Source organism: uncultured Sphingopyxis sp., from assembly GCF_900078365.1.
GTDB lineage: Bacteria > Pseudomonadota > Alphaproteobacteria > Sphingomonadales > Sphingomonadaceae > Sphingopyxis.
On the sequence record NZ_LT598653.1, the window covers coordinates 2258781 to 2279093 of the forward strand.

Below are 20313 nucleotides of genomic sequence, written 5' to 3' on the forward strand. Positions count from 1 at the left end.
CCGCAGGCGTTCTTTCTAAATTGCGAGGGTGGATGCGAGGCTGCGCCTCGCTACCCACCCCTAACCCCTCCCTTTCAGGGAGGGGGATTAACCCGTCAACGCCGCATCCCTCAGCCCGCGCCACACGCGCAGCGCCTGCCGGTTCTCGGCGATGTCATGCACCCGCAGCAATTGCGCGCCCTGCGTTGCCGCCTGATAATGCAGCGCGACCGTGCCGCCGAGCCGCTGGTCGGCGGGTGCTTCATTGTCGAGCGCGCCGATCATCCGCTTGCGGCTCGCGCCGAACAGGATCGGACAACCCAAACCGTGAAACAGCGCGAGGCCGTTCACCAGCGCGAGATTGTCGCCGACCCCCTTGCCGAAGCCGAGCCCCGGATCGACGATGATCTTCGCGCGGTCGACCCCCGCCGCGACGCACGCCGCGACGCGCTCGGCGAGCATGTCGTAGACGTCGAACAGGGCATGCGCATAAGTCCCGCCCGCGTGCGGATCGCTCTTCGCCGAAGGCGCGTGCATCAACACCACCGGACAGCCCGCCTGGACGACCACATCCATCGCGCGATCATCGTAGCGCAGCGCCGAAATATCGTTGACGACGCCCGCGCCCGCCGCGAGCGCCGCCTCCATCACCGCGGCCCTGCGCGTGTCGATCGACACCGCGACGCCGCCCTTCGCCAGCGCCGCGACGACGCCTTCGATCCGCGCGATCTCGTCGCCTTCCCAGATCAGCGGCGCGCCCGGCCGCGTCGATTCGCCGCCGACGTCGATGATCGCCGCTCCCGCGGCGCCCATCGCGAATGCCGCGTCCGCCGCGGCGGCGGCATCGACATGCTTGCCTCCGTCCGAAAAGCTGTCGGGCGTGACATTCAAAATACCCATCAGTTGCGGCTCGTTCAGCCGGATCGTCCGCTCGCCGAGTTGCAGATTACCGCGCGGCCGCGTCACGCCCGCGCGCTGCGCTTCAGCCGCCTCGGCGAGCCGGTCGGGCATCGCCGCGATCCAGCTTTCGAGTTCGGCGACCGGCACGACCGCCGATTTGACCGCATCATCGTCGCGCAGGCTGACATGCCACGCCGCGAACCAGACCATCGTGTCGGCGATCCGCAGGCAATGCTCGTCGAGTTCGTGCGGCCGGTCGACGAAGCAGGCCGGGCGGAGATAGACGCGCGCGTCCTCCCACGTCTTGTCGAAGTCGGGCTTGGTCAGCGGCTGGAACATCGATTTTCCTTACGCCTTTAGCCGAATAAAGGCCCTGTGCTCCCGCGAAGGCGGGAGCCTATCTCCGGCTGGTGCCATCTCAAACCGGCGGGAGATGGGTCCCCGTCTTCGCGAGGACACGGGACTCTTTTATTCAACGTCTGTCGAATATCCTTACGCCTCGTTCGCCAGCAGCCAGTCCTGCCGCACCGCGTCGATCACGCGCAATTCCTTGCCGGTGTCGATATGCCAGAAGGTCCAGCCGTTGCAGCTCGGCGCGCCCTGCACCCCCGCGCCGACCTTGTGGATCGACCCCGGCGCCTGTCCTTCGCAATCGAGGCTGCCGTCGACACGCACCACCGCCTTCCAGCGACGCTTCGCATCGGTGAGCACCGACCCCGGCGCGATCATCCCGCATTCGACGAGCGTGCCGAACGCAACGCGCGTCGCCGCCTTCGGCGCCATCATCGTCTTCACCGCGCTCTCGTCGAGCGGCAGCGCCATCTGGATGCGTTCCTTCGCCGCGGCGATATAATCATCCTCGCGCTCGATCCCGATATAATGGCGCCCGAGCCGCTTCGCGACCGCGCCGGTGGTGCCGGTGCCGAAGAAGGGGTCGAGGATCACGTCGCCGGGGTTCGAGCAGGCGAGCAGGATGCGATAGAGCAAGGCCTCGGGCTTCTGCGTCGGGTGGACCTTGTGCCCGCCCTTCTTGAGCCGTTCCTGCCCGCCGCAGATCGGGATCAGCCAGTCGCTGCGCATCTGAAGCTCGTCGTTCAGCGTCTTCATCGCGCGATAATTGAACGTATAGCGCGCCTTCTCGCCCATCGAAGCCCAGATCAGCGTCTCATGCGCGTTGGTGAAGCGCGTGCCCTTGAAATTGGGCATCGGGTTCGCCTTGCGCCACACGATGTCGTTGAGGATCCAATAGCCATTGTCCTGCAGCGCGGTGCCGACGCGGAAGATATTGTGATAGCTGCCGATCACCCAGATGCTGCCGCCGGGTTTCAGGATGCGCTTCGCTTCCTTGAGCCAGGCATGGGTGAAACGATCGTAGGTCGCGAGGCTGTCGAACTTGTCCCAATCATCGTCGACCGCGTCGACCTGGCTGCCGTCGGGGCGCAAAAGGTCGCCGCCGAGCTGGAGGTTATAGGGCGGATCGGCGAAGATCATGTCGACCGACGCCGCGGGCAGGCTCTGCATCATCGCGACGCAATCGCCTTGCAGGATGCTGTCGAGCGGCAGGTCCGCCGGGGCCGTTTTGAGCGCCCGCTGCTTCGTCGCCGGCGCCTTGACCCGTTCCATCACACCCATGTTTCGCCCCTGTCTTCGACTGAAAGAAGGCCCTGATGAGTCAGGCGGAGTCCGCCGTCAAGCGCCGGACTCTAAGGATTCCGCGTGTCTAAATAGTTAATATGATGAGAACGAAACGAGTCTGACACACCATATGGAGTCGCCCGCGACTCGGAGACTCAACCACTGGTGGTGTGGCGATGAGGACTCACTGCCGAAATTTTTTTCCTCTCCCCTTGGGGGAGAGGGATGCGAAGACTTGCCGGCTTGCCGGCTAGTCGAAGCTGGGTGAGGGTCTGATGGCGCAAATGCCCTCATCCAAGTCCGCCTAATCGCTTCGCGATAAGGCTGCCTATCCTTCTCCCCCAAGGGGAGAAGGAGTTAGAGCCCCGGATCGACCCCGGTCAGCTCGATCGAACGCTGCCACAGCTCGCGCGCCAGCTTCGGATCGCGCGCCATGCGCGTCGCGCGCGCCGGACCCGATCGGCCCGTCACTTCGCCCAGCCCCTGCGGCCCCAGATAGTCGCCGCCCTGCACATGCGCTCCCGTCGCCGCCTGCAAGGTCGGCCACGCCCCCTTCGCCGCGCTGTTGAAAAAGGGCGACGCGAGCGGGGTCATCGTGCGCAGCGGCCACGGCAGATGACGCTGCAATTCGGTGAGCGCGACCCCCGGATGGCATCCGATCGCCTGCGTCGTGCGCGCCGCCGCGCTCAGCCGCCGGTCGAGTTCGAACATGAAGAGCAGATTCGCAAGCTTGCTCATCTGGTAGCGCGCCCAGTTATGATAGCCGCGCGCCGCCGACAGGTCGCTGTAATCCATCTCCCCGCTCTTGTGGGCGATGCTGCCCGTGATCACGATGCGGTCGTCGACATGCGGATGCACCAGCCCGGTGAAGGCGAAGGTGCCGAGGTGATTGACCCCGAATTGCAGTTCGAAACCCTGTTTCGTCAGCGTTTTGGGCGGAATCATCACCCCGGCATTGTTCACCAGGACATCGATACGCGGCCCCGCGAGCACCGCCTCGGCGGCATCGCGGACCTGATCGAGATCGGCGAGATCGAGCGGCTGGAACGACAGTTCGGCTTCGGGCGCCTCGGCGCGGATGCGGTCCATCGCCGACTTGGCCTTATCCTCGTCGCGGCAGGCGAGGACGACATGCGCGCCGCGTGCGGCCAGGACTTTCGCGGTTTCGAACCCGATTCCGGCATTGGCACCGGTAACAAGGAAACGCCGCCCTGTTTGCGTGCCGACATCGTCGGCCGTAAATCCGCTGCGCATCGTCTTCCCCTCGATTTCAGACCAGCTGCATTTGTGCGACCGGGGCAAAGCTGGTCCGATGGTGCGGCGTCGGGCCATGCTGCCGCAGCGCCGCGAGATGCTCGGGCGTTCCATAGCCCATATTCCTCTCCCAGCCAAAGCCGGGATAGTCGCGCGCGACGCCGGCCATGAAGCGGTCGCGATGCTCCTTCGCAAGGATGCTCGCCGCCGAAATGCACGGGTGCAGCGCATCGCCGCCGACGATCGCGCGCGCGCTATAGCGCCATTTGGGCAGGCGATTGCCGTCGACCAGCACCTCATGCGGATCGAACCCCAGCGCCTCGACCGCGCGCGTCATCGCGAGGAAGGTCGCCTGCAGGATATTGATCCGGTCGATCTCCGCGACGCTCGCCTCGCCGACGCCCCAGCGGCAGCGCGCCTTGATCTCGATCTCGAGCTCACCGCGGCGTCTGGCGGTAAGTTTCTTGCTGTCGTCGAGCCCGGCAATCCCGCCCTCGCAAAGCAATACCGCCGCCGCGACCACCGGCCCCGCGAGCGGCCCGCGCCCGGCCTCGTCGACCCCGACGATCATTGGTTCCCCTCCCGCTTGCGGGAGGGGCTAGGGGAGGGTCTGTCGAAGGCGGGCACTGCCGAAACAGGCCCTCCCCCAACCCCTCCCATAAATGGGAGGGGAGTCAGATCCGCCACGGCGGATACCTCCGATATTCGGCGGCCTGATAGAGGCACAGCCGGTTGCCCGCCGGATCGGTAAGCCGCGCCTCGCGCCAGCCCCATTCCTCGTCCTTCGGCATCTGGTCGAACCGTACTCCGCGCCGCGCGAGATAGGCCACCCACGCATCGAGCGCGCCGCTTTCCAGATAGGCGGTCGCGCCGCCCGCCGCGCCGTCGCCGGCATGAATCGACAAAGTGACCCCGTTCGCGGCCTCGAACCGCGCATAGCCATTATCCGGGCTATCGACGATCTGCGTCAGGCCCATCTGTTTGTAAAACGCCACCGACGCCGCATAGTCGTTCGCGGGCAAGCTGATCTGGTTCAGCGCCGGCCCGGTGAACAGCCCGTCGTTGCGCACGAACTGCTGCCCCATCGGGCCATGCCCCTGCCCCAGCCCCGGCGCGCCATGCAGCGACAGCCGCACGAAATCGCGCGCGCGCGCGATCGCGGGTTCGAGCGGCATGCCCTGCGCCAGACCGCACGCGATCGCGCTCGCCAGCGTGCAGCCGGTGCCGTGGCTGTGCGGCGTGTCGATCCGCGGCGCCTCCCAGCGCGCGACCTCGCCTTCGCCGGTTTCGAGCAGCCGGTCGGTCACCGTCTCGCCTCCGGCATGGCCGCCCTTGACGAGCAGCGAACAGCCGTGCGCGAGCACCGCTTCCTCGCCACCCAGCGCCTCGAGTTCGGGCAGGTTGGGCGTCGCGACCATCGCGCGATCGAGCAGGGCCTTGAACGCCGCGATCGTCGCATCATCGGCGAGCACCGAGCCGCTCGATGCGATCATCACCGGATCGAATACCAGCGCCGCTTGTGCGAGATCGGGCCGCGACAGCCGCTCCGCCACGGCCGAGGCCGTTTCGGCGCTGCCGATCATTCCGATCTTGATCGCATCGATGCCGATGTCCGACGCGACGCTGTCGATCTGCGCCAGCACCATCTCGGTCGGCACCGGATGCACCGCCTGCACCCCCAGCGTATTCTGCGCGGTGATCGCGGTGATCGCGGTCATCGCATGACCGCCGAGCATGGTGACCGCCTTGATGTCGGCCTGGATCCCCGCGCCGCCGCCGCTATCCGATCCGGCGATAATCAATACGCGCGCGGTCATCGGCACATTCCGTCGCCCCCGCGCAGGCGGGGGCCGCTGGCAGTCATATGCTGCGCCTGCATGACCGCGGCCCCCGCCTTCGCGGGGGCGACGATAAAGGTCAGCCGCACGGCCTAGCCTCTCGCCCCCGGATGCCGCCGCTCCGTCGAGGCCGGGAATTTCGCCAGCGCCGCGCCCTCGCGCAGCGGCCGGTCGAGCAGGTCGCCGCCGCAATTGGGGCAAATCTCGTCGAGCTTGTCGGCGCAGTTCGCGCAGAAGGTGCATTCGAACGAGCAAATGAAGGCGCCGTGGATGTCGGCGGGCAAATCGCGTCCGCAGCGTTCGCAATCGGGTCGCATTTCAAGCATTTTCAAAACTTCCTACAAATCCGTTCGTGCTGAGCTTGTCGAAGCACCGCCCTTCTCTTCCCCTCTGGAAGAAAGAACGGCCCTTCGACAAGCTCAGGGCGAACGGTGAAACACAATATCACGCCGCCGCCGCGCGCACCGCGTCGCAGATCATGTCGACGACCTGTTCGACCTGCCCGGCGTCGTCGCCTTCGGCCATCACGCGGATCAGCGGTTCGGTGCCCGACGGGCGGATCACCAGCCGGCCGCGCCCGTTCAGCGTCGCCTCGCCCTCGGCGATCGCGGCGATGACATGCCGGTCGTCGAGCGGCTTGCCGCCCGCAAAGCGAACATTCTTCAAAAGCTGCGGCACCGGATCGAACTGGTGGAGCAACTCGCTCGCCGGCTTCCCGGCCGCTACAAGCTCGGCCAGCACCTGCAACGCCGCCAGCGTGCCGTCGCCCGTCGTCGCATGGTCCGACAGGATCATATGCCCCGACTGTTCGCCGCCGACGTTGAAGCCGGCTTCCTTCATGCGTTCGAGCACATAGCGGTCGCCGACCTTCGTGCGCTCGAGCCGCAGCCCCTCCCCCTCCAGAAAGCGTTCGAGGCCAAGGTTCGACATCACCGTCGCGACGACGCCGCCGCCCTTCAGCCGCCCCTGCCGCGCCCAGCTCGCGCCGATCAGCCCCATGATCTGGTCGCCGTCGATGATCGTCCCCTTTTCGTCGACGACGATCAGCCGGTCGGCGTCGCCGTCGAGCGCGATGCCGATGTCGGCGCCGCTCGCAACGACGCTTTCCTGCAACAGCGCGGGCGCGGTCGATCCGCACCGGTCGTTGATGTTGGTGCCGTTGGGCTCGACCCCGATCGCGACGACGTCGGCGCCCAGCTCCCAGAACACCGTCGGCGCGCTGTTATAGGCGGCGCCGTTCGCGCAATCGAGCACGATGCGCAGCCCGTCGAGGCGGACCGATTCGGGCAGGCTCTGCTTGACCGCATGGATATAGCGGCCGCGCGCGTCCTCGATGCGCTTGGCGCGTCCGATATGCGCGGCATCGGCGAGTTTCGGCTGTTCGGTCAGCAGGCGCTCGATCTGCGCCTCGTCGCGATCGGACAATTTATAGCCGTCGGGGCCGAACAGCTTGATCCCGTTGTCCTGATAGGGATTGTGGCTCGCGGAGATCATCACGCCCAGATCGGCGCGCATCGAGCGCGTCAGCATCGCGATCGCGGGGGTCGGCAGCGGGCCGACCTGCACCACGTCCATGCCGACGCTGGTGAAACCCGCGACGAGCGCGTTTTCGAGCATATAGCCCGACAAGCGCGTGTCCTTGCCGATCACGACGCGATGCTTGTGGGTGCCGCGCAGGAAATGCGCGCCCGCCGCCATGCCGACGCGCATCGCGACCTCCGCCGTCATCGGGACCTGGTTGGTCAGGCCGCGAATCCCGTCGGTTCCGAAAAACTTGCGCATAGTCCCTCTGCTACCTAAGCCGTGGGCCAGAGCCTGCCCCGGCGTCCACGGGATGGCCCCCTAAGAGCATTTCGCGGCCCAAAAACCGGTTCCCGTTTCTGACGCGAGGTGCTCTAAGTCACCCAATTTTGCTTGGCAAGCAGGCCAGAAGAAACGCCGGGGAGAATCCGCCTTGAAATCCGCCTGGTTCATCCTTTCGGCGCTGATCGCCGGCATGCTCCTCGGGATCGGCGTCGAGCTCGTGTCGCCCGCCGCCGGAACCGCGTCGCTGCCCTTCGTCGAGCCGGTCGGCCTGCTCTGGCTCAACGCGCTCAAGATGACGATCGTCCCGCTCGTCGTCGCGCTGCTGATCACCGGCATCACCGCGACCGCCGACGCCGCGCGCGCGGGAACGCTCGCCTTTCGCGCGGTGATGACCTTCATCGTCGCGATCTTCCTCTCGGGCCTCATGTCGCTCGTGATGACGCCGCTGCTGCTGCGGCTCTTTCCGCTGTCGGCCGGCGCCGCCGAAGCCTTGCGCCACGGGCTCGGCGGCACGGCGGAGGCGGGCCCCTCGCCGACCTTCGGCGATTTCCTGCTGTCGCTGATCCCGACCAATCCGGTCGCCGCGGCAGCCGAAACCGCGATCCTGCCGCTGATCGTCTTCACCACCATCTTCGCCTTCGCGATCACCCGCCTCGAACCGCCGCAGCGCGCGACGCTGTCGGGGCTGTTCAAGGCGCTCGGCGACGCGATGCTGATCGTCATCGGCTGGGTCCTCGCGCTCGCGCCCATCGGCGTCTTCGCGCTGGGCTATGCGCTCGCGGTCAAGGCGGGAGTCGCGGCGTTCGGCGGGCTCGTCCATTATGTGCTGATCCTTTCGGGTATCGGCGTGAGCTGCATCATCCTCGGGCTGTTGCTCGCGTGGTTCGTCGCCGGGATCGCGCCGCCGCGCTTCCTGCGCGCGATGGTCCCGACGCTCGCGGTGGCGATCAGCACGCAGAGCTCGCTCGCCAGCCTGCCCGCGATGCTCAGGGCGTCCGAAGACCTCGGCGTCGATCCGAAGAAGGCCGACGTCGTGCTGCCGCTCGCGGTCGCGCTGTTCCGATTCACCAGTCCCGCGATGAACCTCGCGGTCGTGATCTATGTCGCCTGGCTGTTCGGGGTCGAACTCACGCCGTGGGAGATGGCGGTGGGCCTCGCGGTCGCGATCGCCGCCGCGCTGTCCTCGGTCAGCCTGCCCGGATCGATCAGCTTCGTCACCTCGATCGCCCCCATCGCGGTGTCGATGGGGGTTCCCGTCGCGCCTTTGGGGCTGCTCGTCGCGGTCGAGACGTTCCCCGACATCTTCCGGACGATCGGCAATGTTATCGGCGACGTCACCGCGACCAAATACGCCGCCGACGGCGTCCGGAACGAACCCGCAGGAGAAACGCCATGAAATATCGCACGCTCGGCCAAGGCCTCGAAGTCTCCGCGATCGGCATCGGCTGCATGCCGATGATCAAGGGCGGCAACATCCTCTATGGGGAGGCCGCCGACCTCGATGAATCGACGCGCACGATCCACCGCGCGATCGACCTTGGCGTCACCTTCTTCGACACCGCGCAAATCTATGGCCCGTTCAGCAACGAGGAACTGCTTGGGCAGGCGATCAAGGGCAAGCGCGACGGGCTCGTCATCGCCACTAAATTCGGCTTCCGCTTCGAAGGCAAGCAGATCACCGGCGTCAACGGCTCGCCCGCCAACGCCCGCAAAGCCTGCGAAGGCTCGCTCCAGCGCCTCGGCATCGACACGATCGACCTCTTCTACCAGCACCGCGTCGATCCGTCGGTGCCGATCGAGGAGGTCGTCGGCGGGATGATGGAGCTGGTGAAGGAAGGCAAGGTCCGCCACATCGCGCTCTCCGAAGCCGGCCCCGAAACGCTCCGCCGCGCCGCGAAGGCCGCGCCGATCGCCGCGCTGCAGAGCGAATATTCGATCTGGGAACGCGAGATCGAGGACGAGATCCTGCCCGTCTGCCGCGAGCATGGCATCGGCTTCGTCCCCTATTCGCCGCTCGGCCGCGGCTTCCTCGCGGGCGCGGTGCGCAGCCGCGACGAACTGCCCGAACATGACTGGCGGCGGAACGATCCGCGCTATTCGGACGAGAATCTTCCCGCCAATCTCGCGATCGTCGATGCGATCGGCGCGGTGGCGGACAGGCATGGCGTGTCGAAAGCGCAGGTCGCGCTCGCCTGGCTACTCGCGCAAGGACCCGACATCGTCCCCATCCCCGGCACCAAGCGCCGCGCGACGATGGACGACAGCGTCGCCGCCGCCGACGTCACGCTCACCGCCGACGACCTCGCCGCAATCGACGCCGCCGCGCCGAAAGGCGGGACGAGCGGCCCGCGCTATGGCGAACAGGGGATGCGGATGGTGCGGCTGTAATCGTCGCTGCCGGTCCGTTTATTCGCGCGCTTTCGCGGCGGCGCGGACCTCCTGCGAGCGTTCGAGCGGGATGACCAAAATGTCGTCGCCGTCGACGATGACGGCGATATTGTCCATGCCGAGGATCGACACGCGCTTGTCGCCGGCGCGGACGAGGTTGCCGCGACTGTCGTGGAGAAAGGCGTCGCCGGTGACCGCATTGTCGGCCGCATCCTTTTCGGCGAGCGCATGGATCGTATGCCAGCAGCCGAGATCGGACCAACCCATCGCGACGGGGACGACCGCGACGCGATCGTCCTTTTCCATCACGGCATAATCGATCGAGTCGGCGGGCGCCTTCGCGAACTCGATGGCGTCGGCGTAGAGCGCGTCGCCGTCGCGCATTCCCGCGGCCATCGCCTTGTCGGCGGCCTCGAATATGGGGCGGCAATGGGTGAGCATCGCGTCGCGCATCCGCGCGGCGCGGAACAGGAAGATGCCGGCGTTCCAGCTGTAGCCGCCCGCCGCGAGCATCGCTTCGGCCTCCTCCAGCGGAGGTTTTTCGACGAAGCGGTCGACCGCGAAGCCGTCTTCGCCCAGGGGCGCACCGGCGGCGATATAGCCGAAGCCCGTTTCGGGGCGGTCGGGGGTGATGCCGAAGGTGACGATCCAGTCCTTCTGCGCGAGGCGGACCCCCTTGGCGATCGCGGCGTGAAAGGCGGGGACGTCGGTGATGACATGATCGCTCGGCATCACGAGCAGCAGCGTGTCGGCGTCGGCCTGCGCGACGGCGAGCGCGATCGCCGCGGCGGTGTTGCGCGGCATCGGCTCGACGAGCAGCGTCTCCTCGCGGTCGCCCATCTGCTCGCGCACCATCGCGACATGGCCGTCGCCGCAGAGGACAATGGGCGGCAGGAAATCGGGACCCGCGGGGGTGCGCTCGACGGTCTGGCGGAACAGGCTGCGCTGGCCGTGGAGCAGCAGGAACTGCTTGGCGCGGGTGCCGCGCGATTCGGGCCACAGGCGGGTGCCCGCGCCGCCGCAGAGGATGAGAGGCTGGATCATGCTGGTCATGGGATCAGCCTATCGCACGATATGGGGGGAACAAGACACAACATGCCGCAATATGTGAGTGTAAAATTAACCGACAGTTGACGCCTCGGATATAGTATCGCGCCGGCGAAAGGTTTGCGATTTTTCATGTTCCGGCTGTTCAAACATTATGTCCCGCACGCCGTCGTCTGGCTGGCGCTGATCGAATTTCTCGCGCTGCTCGGCTCGGCCGAGGGGGCGTGGCACCTTTATGCGCATCAGGCGGGGTTCGACGCGGGGCCGCTGGCGAGCCGCTGGCTGCCGCTCCTGACCTTCGGCGTGTCCAATTCGCTCGCGATGATGGCGACGGGGATGTACGGGAACGAGGGACTGCGCTCGATGCGCTTCGCGACCGCGCGCCTGCTCGCCGCAATCTCGCTCGGGGTGATCTTCCTCTCGGTGCTCGGTTTCCTGTTGCCGACCGCGACTTTGTGGCGCGCGAACAGCCTCTATGCGATGATCTTCGCGATCGGCGTGCTGTTCGTGATCCGCCTGATCCTGACGCAGTCGGCGGGCGCCGAAGCCTTCCGCCGCCGCATCCTCGTGCTCGGCGCCGGACCGCGCGCGGCGCGGCTCGCGGCGCTGGCCGACGCGCCCGGCAGCGGGCTCGAGATGGTCGGCTTCGTCGCGATGAGCGCCAATGAAAAGTCGGTGGCGGGGGCGATCCCGCGCGAGGCGATCGCCAATCTGTCGGAGCATGTCGTGATGCTGCGCGCCGGCGAAGTCGTGCTCGCGCTCGAGGAACGGCGCAACGCGCTGCCGCTGAACGACCTCTTGCGCGTCAAGACGACGGGGGTGCATGTCAACGACATCGCGAGCTTCATCGAGCGCGAGACGGGACGCGTCGACCTGGCGACGACGAACCCGAGCGGCCTCATCTTCTCCGACGGCTTTTCGGCGGGGCAGCGGATTTCCAAGGTCGGCAAGCGGATATTCGATATCCTTGCCAGCCTGATCGTGCTCATCGTCGGGCTCCCGCTGATCGTCGTCGCGGGGATCGCGGTGGTGCTCGACAGCCGCGGGCCGGTCTTTTACCGCCAGCCGCGCGTCGGCCTGTTCGGCGAACCCTATGACATCTTCAAGATCCGGTCGATGCGCACCGACGCCGAGGCGGCGGGCAAGGCCGTGTGGGCGAGCGAGAACGACCCGCGCGTGACCCGCGTCGGCCGCGTGATCCGCAAGCTGCGCATCGACGAACTGCCGCAGACCTGGTGCGTGCTCAAGGGCGACATGAGCTTCGTCGGGCCGCGTCCCGAACGGCCGAGTTTCGTCGCGGAGCTCGAAAAGAAGCTGCCCTATTACGCCGAACGACACATGGTGAAGCCCGGCCTGACCGGCTGGGCCCAGATCAACTATCCCTATGGCGCGTCGGTCGAGGATGCGCGCGTGAAGCTGGAATATGATCTTTATTACGCCAAGAATTATTCGCCCTTCCTCGACCTCCTGATCCTGCTCCAGACGGTGCGCGTCGTGCTGTGGCCGGAGGGAGCGCGCTAGCCGTGCTCGCGGCCCTGTCGCACATCCTCTCGATCCTCGCACTGGCGGGCTTTGCCGGCGTCACCTTGTGGCTGCTGATGCGGCCGCGCGCACGCATGGCGGCGCTGATGCCCGCGCCGCGCTGGCAGCTGCTGGCGGCGGCGGCGACCGCGCTTTGGTGCGCGGCGCTGACGATCTTTTCGCCCGGAACGTCGGAGGCGCTGGTCGTGCAGATGATCCGCGACGGCGCGATGCTCGGCTGGCTCGGCGCGACCTTCTGGTCGCCGCGCGCGCCGATGCCGCGGCCGCTGCGCCTGATCCTGCGGATGCTCGCGACGATCTGCCTGCTTGCCTTCCTGCTCGGCGCCGCGGCGCATTGGCGCGCGGGGCCCGCCGCCGCGCCGTGGATGAAGCCGACGCTGACCTTTAGCGCGATGACCGTCGCGATCGGCGGGCTGCTGATCATCGACGGCGCGGTGCGCCGCGCGAGCGGCGGGCTACGGATGCCCGTGCTCGCGGTCGCGGGCGGCTTCGCGATGCTCTGGGCCTATGAACTCAACGTCCAGTTGATCGGCGCGCTGACCGGAGCGAAGGCCTCGACGCTGATCGCGCTGCTGCCCGCGGTCGCGCTGCTCACCGCGCCGATCCATGTCGTCGCGGCGATGGACATCGGCCGCGAGCGGATGCGGCTGTCGCGCACGGCGGCGACGCGGTCGCTGATCCTGCTCGCCGCCGCCGCCTATCTGATCCTGATCGCGCTGACTGGGGCGTTCGCGCGCGCGGTCGGGAGCGATTATGCCGAGCTGGCGCAGGCGATCTCGCTGGCCTTCGCGCTCGGCGCAGGGGGGCTGATGCTCGCCTCCTCGCGATCGCGCGCGTGGCTCGCGGTGATGATCTCCAAGCATTTCTTCGAGCATCGCTACGATTATCGCGCCGAATGGATGCGCTTCACCGCGACGCTGGCGCAGGGGGACGGCGAGGACGACCGCAACCTTTACCGCCGCGTCGCCAAGGCGCTCGCGCAATTGACGGGCAGTCCGGGCGCCTTGCTGATGCTGCCCGGCGCGGCGGGCGGCTTTCGCGTCGCCGAGCAATGGCATTGGCCGGGCGGCATGGGCGAAGAGGCCGTCCTGCCGCTGCGATCGGCCTTCATGTTGCAGGAGACGCGGCATATCGTCGATCTCGACGCCGAGCGCCGCGGACGGGGAAGCGCGGATCTGGCGCTTCCCGACTGGCTTATCGCCGACGCGCGTGCGTGGGTAGTCGTTCCTGTGCTGCATTTCCAGCGGATGATCGCGATCGCGGTGCTGCACCGCCCCCCGGTGTCGCGCGCGCTCGACTGGGAAGACCTCGACGTGCTGCGCATTGCGGGGCAGCAGGCGGCGAGCTATCTCGCCGAATCGCAGAGCCAGCAGGCCTTGTCGGAGGCGCGGCGTTTCGACGAGTTCAACCGCCGCTTCGCCTTCATCATGCACGACATCAAGAATCTGGCGAGCCAATTGTCGCTGCTCGCGCGCAATGCCGAGCGCCACGCCGACAAGCCCGCGTTTCGCGCCGACATGACGCAGACGCTGAAGATTTCGGCGGGGCGGCTCAGCGACCTGCTCGTCCGGCTGTCGCCGCGCGAGCGCGGGCCCGCGGCCGAGCCCGGGCGCACGCTGGTCGAGCCGGTGCTGAACGAGGTCGCGGCGGAAATGCGGCCGCGCCGCGCTCTGTTCGTCGGATGCCAGGCCGGCCTGTCGGCGTGGGCCGAGGCCGGCGCGGTCCGCCAGATCGTCCAGCATCTGGTGGCGAACGCGATCGACGCGTCGGCGCCCGACACACCGGTGCAGGTCGTCGCGGTCGCCGAACAGGAGCGCGTGCGCATCGACGTGATCGATCAGGGCTGCGGCATGACGCGCGACTTCATCCGCGACGAGCTGTTCAAGCCCTTCGTGTCGACGAAGGACGGCGGCTTCGGGCTCGGCGCGTTCGAGGCGCTCCGACTCGCGCAGGCGATGGGCGGCGCGATCGAAGTGGCGAGCGAGCCGGGCAAGGGCAGCAATTTCACGCTGTGGCTGCCGCTCGCCGATGCGCGCGCCGCGGCCGGGAGCGATGCGCGAGTGATGAAAGCAGGAACGAAATGAGCGAGGGCGGGACCGGTTTGCGCACATTGCTGGTGGTCGAGGACGACGCCGGGCTGCAGGCGCAGCTCAAATGGGCCTATGAGGATTATCGCGTGCTCGTCGCCGGCGACCATGATGCCGCGATCGAACTGCTGCGCGCCGAGGAGCCCGAGGTGGTGACGCTCGACCTCGGCCTGCCGCCCGATCCCGACGGGACGCGCGAGGGGTTCCGGACGCTCAAGGCGATCCTCGAGGCCAAGCCCGACACCAAGGTCATCGTCGTGTCGGGGCATGGCGAGCGCGCGAGCGCGCTGACCGCGATCGCGAGCGGGGCGTGGGATTTCTATCAGAAGCCGATCGACATCGACGAACTGGGGCTAATCGTCGCGCGCGCCTTTCACGTCCGCGAACTCGAAGTCGAAAATGCGCGGCTGGCGAGCCAGGGCGCGGGCGACAATCGCGTGCTCGGCGGGATGATCACCGGCGCGCCCGAAATGCAGAAGGTCGCGCGCACGATCGAGCGCGTCGCGAACCTCGACGTGTCGGTGATGCTGCTCGGCGCGAGCGGCACCGGCAAGGAATTGCTCGCGCGCGGGCTGCACGAGGCGAGCGGACGCCGCGACGGCGCCTTCGTCGCGATCAACTGCGCCGCGATCCCCGAGAATCTGCTCGAAAGCGAGCTGTTCGGGCATGAAAAAGGCGCCTTCACCGGCGCGGTGAAGACGACCGAGGGCAAGATCGAGCTCGCGCACGGCGGCACGCTCTTCCTCGATGAGGTCGGCGACATTCCGCTGCCCTTGCAGGTCAAGCTGCTGCGCTTCCTTCAGGAACGCACGATCGAACGGATCGGCGGCCGCAAGGCGATCCCGGTCGATACCCGCATCGTCTGCGCGACGCACCGCGATCTCGATGCGATGATCGCCGGGCAGAGCTTTCGCGACGATCTTTATTACCGGCTCGCCGAGATGGTGGTGAAAATCCCTTCGCTCGCCGAGCGGCCGGGCGACGCGGTGCTGCTCGCGCGCCATTTCCTCCACCAATATGCGCCCGAGATGAACCCCGGCGTACGCGGTTTCGCGCCCGACGCTTTGCAGGCGATCGACGAGGCGCGCTGGCCGGGCAATGTCCGCGAGCTTGAAAACCGCATCAAGCGCGCCGTTATCATGGCCGACGGCAAGCTGGTGATGCGCGAGGACCTCGACATGGCGGGCGGCGGTGAAGCGGGCGAAGAGGCATGGCTCAACCTGCGCAGCGCGCGCGAGGCCGCCGACCGCGTCGCGATCCGCCGCGCGATGACGCAAAGCGAGGGCAATATTTCGCTCGCGGCGAAATTGCTCGGGATCAGCCGGCCGACGCTCTACGACCTGCTCAAACAATATCGGATGCAGGGCTGAATGACCTTGCGCCGCGTCTGGACCGGCGCGCCGCTCGTGGCGGCGCTGCTGCTCGCGGCGTGCGGCGGCGGCGGACCGGACACGCCGCGCCAGGCCGATGAACAGCGCCGCGCGGCGTTGCAGGCGGCGATCGCCGACGATCCGGGCGACATCGCAAGTCGCGTCATGCTGGCGCGCGTCGCGATCCGGCTCGGCGACGGGGTCGGGGCCGAGGCGGCGGTGAAGGACGCGCTCGGCGCCGGCGCGAACGACGAGGCGCTGCGCCCGCTGCTCGCCCGCGCCTATGCGATGCAGGGCGAGAGCGCACGCGCGCTCGCGGCGCTCGACGCGGGGCCGGTCATCCCCGAGATGATGGGCGAGGCAGCGTGGGTCGCGGGCGACGTCCACCTTGCGAACGGCGACCTCGGCGCGGCGCGCGAGGCCTATGACCGGGCGGTGCATGAACTGCCGCGCAGCGCGGCCCTGTGGGTCGATGTCGCGCGCTTTCGCGAGGCCAATGCCGACACGCTCGGCGCGCGCGACGCGGTCGATTATGCGATCGAGCTCGACAGGTCGAACAGCGCCGCGCTGGCGTTCAAGGCGAATCTCGTGCGCGGCCAGGAGGGACTGGAGGCCTCGCTCGGCTGGTATGCCGATGCGCTCGCCGCCGATCCCGACAATGCGAACGCGCTGATCGATCAGGCCGCGACGCTCGGCGATCTCGGCCGCTATCGCGACATGCTGGCGGCGCTGCGCCATGCGGCGACGATCGTGCCGCGCGATCCGCGGCTTTTCTATCTCCAGGCGGTGCTCGCGGCGCGCGCGGACAATTATGCGCTCGCGCGCAGCCTGCTCCAGCGCACGCGCGGCGAACTCGACGAACAGCCGTCCTTCATGCTGTTGAGCGCCATCGTCGAGCTGGAACTGGGCGGCGAGGCGGTCGCGGCGACGTGGGCGGACCGGCTGCTCGCCGATCAGCCGCATAATTTCACCGCGCGCCGCATCCTCGCCGCCGCCGAATGGGCCGATGGCGATGCGGGCGCCGCGCGCGAGGCGCTGCAGCCGCTCGTCCGCCGCCCCGACGCCGACAGCTGGTCGCTGATCCTCGCATCGCGCGCGGCCGCCGAACTGGGGCGGGGCATGGAATCGGCCGATTATCTGGGACGCGCGGCCGCGCTGAGTCCCGGCGAAGCCGTGCCCTTCGCGGTCGATGACGATTATGCGCTGGTGGCGATGGCGGCCGACGCCGCGCCGCTCGATCCGGCCAAGGCGATTCCGGCGATCGCCGCCGAGCTTGCGAGCGGCAACAGCGCGCGCGCGATCGCCCGCGCGGCGCGGCTGCGCGACGCGAACCGCGGCGTCGCCGACGCGCATATCCTGCTCGGCGACGCGGCGCTCGCGGGCGGGCGGTTCGCCCTCGCGGTCGAGGCGTTTCGCGCCGCGCGCGCGATCGACGCGGGCGAGCGCACGACGCTGCGCCTCGCCAACGCGCTCTACCGCGCGGGCGACGTCGCCGGATCGGGCGCCGCTATTCTGGCGCTGCGCGACGGGCAGCCGTCGAGCATCGCCGCCGACCGGCTCGCCGGGCATCTCGCGATGGACCTCGAACATTGGGACCGGGCGATCGCGCATTTCGAGCGCGTGCGGCGGCGGATCGGCGACCGCGACGTCGTGACCTTGCGCGAACTGGCGCGCGCCTGGGCGGCGAAGGGCGACGATGCGCGCGCGCTGCTGCTGATCGACCGCGCCTATCGGTTGCAGCCGCTGAATGCGGGAATCATGGAATTTTACGCCGGGCTGCTCGACAAGCGCGGAAGACAGCAGGCCGCGGCGGATTTGCGCGACAAGGCGGCGCAGATCGGGCGATAGACGATATAACCGCTCCACCTGATTCCCGTCATCCCGGCGAAGGCCGGGATCTCGCCGATGAGATTTCGACCTTCCCCGGCCAACGAAGCTGGGTTTGCGGCTTCACAAGCTTCTATCCCTTCCCCAACCCCAGCAAAGCGGTTAGTGCGCCCTCCCATGATCCTCGTCATCGACAATTATGACAGCTTCACCTTCAACCTCGTTCACTATCTGATCGAGCTCGGCGCCGACGTGCGCGTCGAACGCAACGACGCGCTCACCGCGGCAGAGGCCCTTGGCTCAGGCGCCGACGCGATCCTGATCTCGCCCGGCCCCTGCACGCCGAACGAGGCGGGCATCAGCCTCGACCTCGTCGCCGCCTGCGCCGACGCGCGGCGTCCGTTGCTCGGCGTCTGCCTCGGCCATCAGGCGATCGGGCAGCATTTCGGCGGCACCGTCCAGCGCGGCCATCTGATGCACGGCAAGACCTCGCCCGTCTGCCACGACGGCAGCGGGCTTTACGCGGGCCTGCCCTCGCCCTTTCAGGCGACGCGCTACCACAGCCTCGAGGTCGTCGACATTCCCGCCGATCTCGTCATCAACGCGACGAGCGACGACGGCGCGGTCATGGGTTTCCGCCACGCCGATCTGCCGATCCACGGCGTCCAGTTCCATCCCGAGAGCATCGCGACCGAGCACGGCCACGCGATGCTCGCCAATTTCCTGAAGATCGCGGGGCTGCCGGCGGGCGAGCGCAAGGCGGCATGAGCCGCTTCGGTCCCTTCCCCGACCCCTCGGCGCTGCTCGATCACGACGAGGCGGCCGATGCATTCGCGACGATGCTCGACGGCGGCGCGAGCGACGAGCAGGTCACCCAATTTCTGATCGCGCTGTCCGACCGCGGCGAAACGATGGTCGAAATCGCCGCCGCGGCCGAAGCGATGCGCGACCGGCTGATCCCCATAAACGCCCCCGCGGGCGCGATCGACGTCTGCGGCACCGGCGGCGACGGCCATCATACGCTCAACGTCTCGACCGCGGTGTCGATCGTCGTCGCGGCGTGTGAGGTTCCGGTTGCAAAGCACGGAAACCGCGCTGCTTCTTCGAAATCGGGCGCCGCCGATACGCTGGAGGCGCTCGGCCTCGACATGGAGCGCGCCGACCGCATGGCCGAGGAGCAGCTCGCCGACCTCGGCATCTGCTTCCTCTTCGCGGGCACGCGCCATCCGGCGATGAAGCGCATCATGCCGATCCGCAAGGCGATCGGGCGGCGGACGATTTTCAACCTGATGGGCCCGCTCGCCAATCCGGCGCGCGTCACGCGCCAGCTCGTCGGCATCGCCCGCCCCGCCTATGTCCCCGTCTATGCCGAGGCGCTCCACCGGCTCGGCACCGACCATTCGCGCGTCATCTCGGGCGACGAGGGGCTCGACGAACTGTCGCTCGCGGGCGGCAACGAGGTCGCAGTGGTGACACCCGAGGGCGTAAGGATGCAGCGCAGCATTGCCGCCGACGCGGGCTTGCCGACGCGCTCGCTCGCCGAAATCCGCGGCGGCGACGCCGAATATAACGCCAGGGCGCTCCGCGGCTTGCTGCAGGGCGAGCCCGGCGCCTATCGCGACGCGGTGCTCTACAACGCCGCCGAGGCGCTCGTCGTCGCGGGCGCCGCCGCGACCTTGCTCGAAGGCGTCGAGGAAGCCGCCGAGGCGATCGACAAGGGCCTCGCCAACGCGCTGCTCAATTGCTGGATCGCCTATAAATGAACAAGCTAACCCAGATACTTGCGACCAAGGCCGAAGAAGTCGCCGAGCGCCGTGCGCTACGCTCCGTCTCCGATCTCGATGCGATCGACGCCGGCGCGGTTCGCGGTTTCACGAAGGCGCTTCAGGCGAAGATCGACGCCGGCGGCTTCGGGCTGATCGCCGAAATCAAGAAAGCATCGCCGTCCAAGGGATTGATAAGGGAGGATTTCAACCCTCCGGACCACGCCCGCGCCTATGCGGTGCACGGAGCGGCCTGCCTGTCGGTGCTGACCGACGCGTCATATTTTCAGGGGCATGAGGATTATCTCGTCGCCGCGCGCGCCGCCTGCCCCCTCCCCGTGCTCCGCAAGGATTTCATGGTCGACCCGTGGCAGGTCGCCGAAGCCCGCGCGATCGGCGCCGACGCGATCCTGATCATCGTCGCCGCGCTCGACGACGGCCCGATGCGCGAGATCGAGGCCGCGGCGCTCGAACGCGGCATGGACGTGCTGGTCGAGGTTCACGACGAAGCCGAACTCGACCGCGCGCTCTCGCGGCTCGAATCGCGCCTGATCGGCGTCAACAACCGCGACCTCAGAAGCTTCGAAACCGACCTCGCCGTCACCGAACGCCTCGCGAAGCTTGTCCCGCCGGGCACTTTGCTCGTCGGCGAAAGCGGCATCGCGAGCCACGCCGACTGTCAAAGACTGGCGGAAAGCGGCGTCAAAGCCTTCCTCGTCGGCGAAAGCCTGATGCGCCAGAACGACGTCACGGCGGCAACCAGGGCGCTGCTGGAAGGCTGACGGGCGATTTCCGCTTTGGGGTGGGGAGTTGCCGTTCTCTACCTTCGTCATTCCCGCGAAAGCGGGAACCCAGTGCGGGATCAGCCTACGCACGC

The 20313-nt window shown here is 67.9% G+C and carries 17 protein-coding genes; 9 read left to right on the plus strand and 8 right to left on the minus strand.

Annotation, left to right across the window (positions count from 1 at the left end; all coding sequences use genetic code 11):
• Positions 1 to 87 precede the first annotated feature (87 nt).
• From folP to glmM, 7 genes are all read right to left on the minus strand, one after another.
• Positions 88 to 1218 (minus strand): dihydropteroate synthase, encoded by a 1131-nt coding sequence (gene folP / locus QZL87_RS10420; protein WP_295319002.1) that lies wholly within the window; start codon positions 1216 to 1218, stop codon positions 88 to 90.
• Positions 1219 to 1371: 153 nt separating this feature from the next.
• On the minus strand, positions 1372 to 2511 hold the full coding sequence (locus tag QZL87_RS10425; protein ID WP_295319003.1) for a site-specific DNA-methyltransferase: 1140 nt from the start codon (positions 2509 to 2511) through the stop codon (positions 1372 to 1374).
• A 360-nt stretch (positions 2512 to 2871) separates the two neighbouring features.
• Positions 2872 to 3768 carry an oxidoreductase gene (locus QZL87_RS10430; RefSeq protein ID WP_295319006.1) on the minus strand — a complete coding sequence of 299 codons (897 nt, stop codon included), beginning with the start codon at positions 3766 to 3768 and terminating at the stop codon, positions 2872 to 2874.
• 16 nt (positions 3769 to 3784) lie between these two features.
• Positions 3785 to 4339 carry a ribonuclease HII gene (locus QZL87_RS10435; protein WP_295319009.1) on the minus strand — a complete coding sequence of 185 codons (555 nt, stop codon included), beginning with the start codon at positions 4337 to 4339 and terminating at the stop codon, positions 3785 to 3787.
• Between the two features lie 103 nt (positions 4340 to 4442).
• Positions 4443 to 5585 carry a bifunctional hydroxymethylpyrimidine kinase/phosphomethylpyrimidine kinase gene (gene thiD / locus QZL87_RS10440; protein ID WP_295319011.1) on the minus strand — a complete coding sequence of 381 codons (1143 nt, stop codon included), beginning with the start codon at positions 5583 to 5585 and terminating at the stop codon, positions 4443 to 4445.
• A 113-nt stretch (positions 5586 to 5698) separates the two neighbouring features.
• A complete protein-coding gene (locus QZL87_RS10445; RefSeq protein WP_295319013.1) occupies positions 5699 to 5932 on the minus strand; it encodes a DUF1272 domain-containing protein in 234 nt (77 codons plus the stop codon).
• 118 nt (positions 5933 to 6050) lie between these two features.
• Positions 6051 to 7388 carry a phosphoglucosamine mutase gene (glmM, locus tag QZL87_RS10450; protein ID WP_295319015.1) on the minus strand — a complete coding sequence of 446 codons (1338 nt, stop codon included), beginning with the start codon at positions 7386 to 7388 and terminating at the stop codon, positions 6051 to 6053.
• 172 nt (positions 7389 to 7560) lie between these two features.
• On the opposite strand from glmM, the gene QZL87_RS10455 reads away from it, so the two are divergent.
• Both QZL87_RS10455 and QZL87_RS10460 read left to right on the plus strand, forming a co-directional pair.
• Entirely contained in the window at positions 7561 to 8808 is a 1248-nt protein-coding gene (locus QZL87_RS10455) for a dicarboxylate/amino acid:cation symporter (RefSeq protein ID WP_295319017.1), read from the plus strand.
• The gene (locus tag QZL87_RS10460) at positions 8805 to 9800 is read left to right on the plus strand and encodes an aldo/keto reductase (RefSeq protein ID WP_295319020.1); all 996 of its coding nucleotides are present in this window, start codon (positions 8805 to 8807) and stop codon (positions 9798 to 9800) included. The genes QZL87_RS10455 and QZL87_RS10460 overlap by 4 nt, the downstream gene beginning before the upstream one ends.
• An 18-nt stretch (positions 9801 to 9818) precedes the next feature.
• Here the strand turns inward: QZL87_RS10460 and QZL87_RS10465 are convergent, their stop codons facing one another.
• Positions 9819 to 10844 carry a sugar phosphate nucleotidyltransferase gene (locus tag QZL87_RS10465; RefSeq protein WP_295319021.1) on the minus strand — a complete coding sequence of 342 codons (1026 nt, stop codon included), beginning with the start codon at positions 10842 to 10844 and terminating at the stop codon, positions 9819 to 9821.
• Positions 10845 to 10979: 135 nt separating this feature from the next.
• Here QZL87_RS10465 and QZL87_RS10470 point away from each other — a divergent pair, with 135 nt between their 5' ends.
• The 7 genes from QZL87_RS10470 (at position 10980) to trpC (ending at position 20218) form a co-directional block, all read left to right on the plus strand.
• Positions 10980 to 12368: a TIGR03013 family XrtA/PEP-CTERM system glycosyltransferase gene (locus QZL87_RS10470; protein ID WP_295319024.1), complete on the plus strand. Its 1389-nt coding sequence runs from the start codon at positions 10980 to 10982 to the stop codon at positions 12366 to 12368.
• Positions 12369 to 12370: 2 nt separating this feature from the next.
• On the plus strand, positions 12371 to 14473 hold the full coding sequence (gene prsK, locus QZL87_RS10475; protein WP_295319026.1) for an XrtA/PEP-CTERM system histidine kinase PrsK: 2103 nt from the start codon (positions 12371 to 12373) through the stop codon (positions 14471 to 14473).
• Complete coding sequence (prsR, locus tag QZL87_RS10480; RefSeq protein WP_295319029.1) at positions 14470 to 15846, plus strand: PEP-CTERM-box response regulator transcription factor; 1377 nt, start codon at positions 14470 to 14472, stop codon at positions 15844 to 15846. The genes prsK and prsR overlap by 4 nt, the downstream gene beginning before the upstream one ends.
• Positions 15847 to 17694 (plus strand): tetratricopeptide repeat protein, encoded by a 1848-nt coding sequence (locus QZL87_RS10485; protein ID WP_295319032.1) that lies wholly within the window; start codon positions 15847 to 15849, stop codon positions 17692 to 17694.
• A gap of 156 nt (positions 17695 to 17850) precedes the next feature.
• A complete protein-coding gene (locus tag QZL87_RS10490) occupies positions 17851 to 18441 on the plus strand; it encodes an aminodeoxychorismate/anthranilate synthase component II (protein WP_295319035.1) in 591 nt (196 codons plus the stop codon).
• Positions 18438 to 19436, plus strand: a complete 999-nt coding sequence (gene trpD / locus QZL87_RS10495) for an anthranilate phosphoribosyltransferase (RefSeq protein WP_295319037.1) — start codon at positions 18438 to 18440, stop codon at positions 19434 to 19436. The genes QZL87_RS10490 and trpD overlap by 4 nt, the downstream gene beginning before the upstream one ends.
• Positions 19433 to 20218 carry an indole-3-glycerol phosphate synthase TrpC gene (gene trpC, locus QZL87_RS10500; protein ID WP_295319039.1) on the plus strand — a complete coding sequence of 262 codons (786 nt, stop codon included), beginning with the start codon at positions 19433 to 19435 and terminating at the stop codon, positions 20216 to 20218. The genes trpD and trpC overlap by 4 nt, the downstream gene beginning before the upstream one ends.
• Positions 20219 to 20313 lie beyond the last annotated feature (95 nt).

Bases quoted from the DNA above. Each gene is read 5' to 3' on its own strand.
- QZL87_RS10445 (WP_295319013.1), bottom strand. From the start codon at position 5,932: ATGCTTGAAATGCGACCCGATTGCGAACGCTGCGGACGCGATTTGCCC.
- glmM (WP_295319015.1), bottom strand. From the start codon at position 7,388: ATGCGCAAGTTTTTCGGAACCGACGGGATTCGCGGCCTGACCAACCAG.
- folP (WP_295319002.1), bottom strand. From the start codon at position 1,218: ATGTTCCAGCCGCTGACCAAGCCCGACTTCGACAAGACGTGGGAGGAC.
- trpD (WP_295319037.1), top strand. From the start codon at position 18,438: ATGAGCCGCTTCGGTCCCTTCCCCGACCCCTCGGCGCTGCTCGATCAC.
- QZL87_RS10465 (WP_295319021.1), bottom strand. From the start codon at position 10,844: ATGATCCAGCCTCTCATCCTCTGCGGCGGCGCGGGCACCCGCCTGTGG.
- QZL87_RS10485 (WP_295319032.1), top strand. From the start codon at position 15,847: ATGACCTTGCGCCGCGTCTGGACCGGCGCGCCGCTCGTGGCGGCGCTG.
- QZL87_RS10460 (WP_295319020.1), top strand. From the start codon at position 8,805: ATGAAATATCGCACGCTCGGCCAAGGCCTCGAAGTCTCCGCGATCGGC.
- QZL87_RS10470 (WP_295319024.1), top strand. From the start codon at position 10,980: ATGTTCCGGCTGTTCAAACATTATGTCCCGCACGCCGTCGTCTGGCTG.
- trpC (WP_295319039.1), top strand. From the start codon at position 19,433: ATGAACAAGCTAACCCAGATACTTGCGACCAAGGCCGAAGAAGTCGCC.
- QZL87_RS10490 (WP_295319035.1), top strand. From the start codon at position 17,851: ATGATCCTCGTCATCGACAATTATGACAGCTTCACCTTCAACCTCGTT.
- prsR (WP_295319029.1), top strand. From the start codon at position 14,470: ATGAGCGAGGGCGGGACCGGTTTGCGCACATTGCTGGTGGTCGAGGAC.
- thiD (WP_295319011.1), bottom strand. From the start codon at position 5,585: ATGACCGCGCGCGTATTGATTATCGCCGGATCGGATAGCGGCGGCGGC.
- QZL87_RS10430 (WP_295319006.1), bottom strand. From the start codon at position 3,768: ATGCGCAGCGGATTTACGGCCGACGATGTCGGCACGCAAACAGGGCGG.
- QZL87_RS10425 (WP_295319003.1), bottom strand. From the start codon at position 2,511: ATGGGTGTGATGGAACGGGTCAAGGCGCCGGCGACGAAGCAGCGGGCG.
- QZL87_RS10435 (WP_295319009.1), bottom strand. From the start codon at position 4,339: ATGATCGTCGGGGTCGACGAGGCCGGGCGCGGGCCGCTCGCGGGGCCG.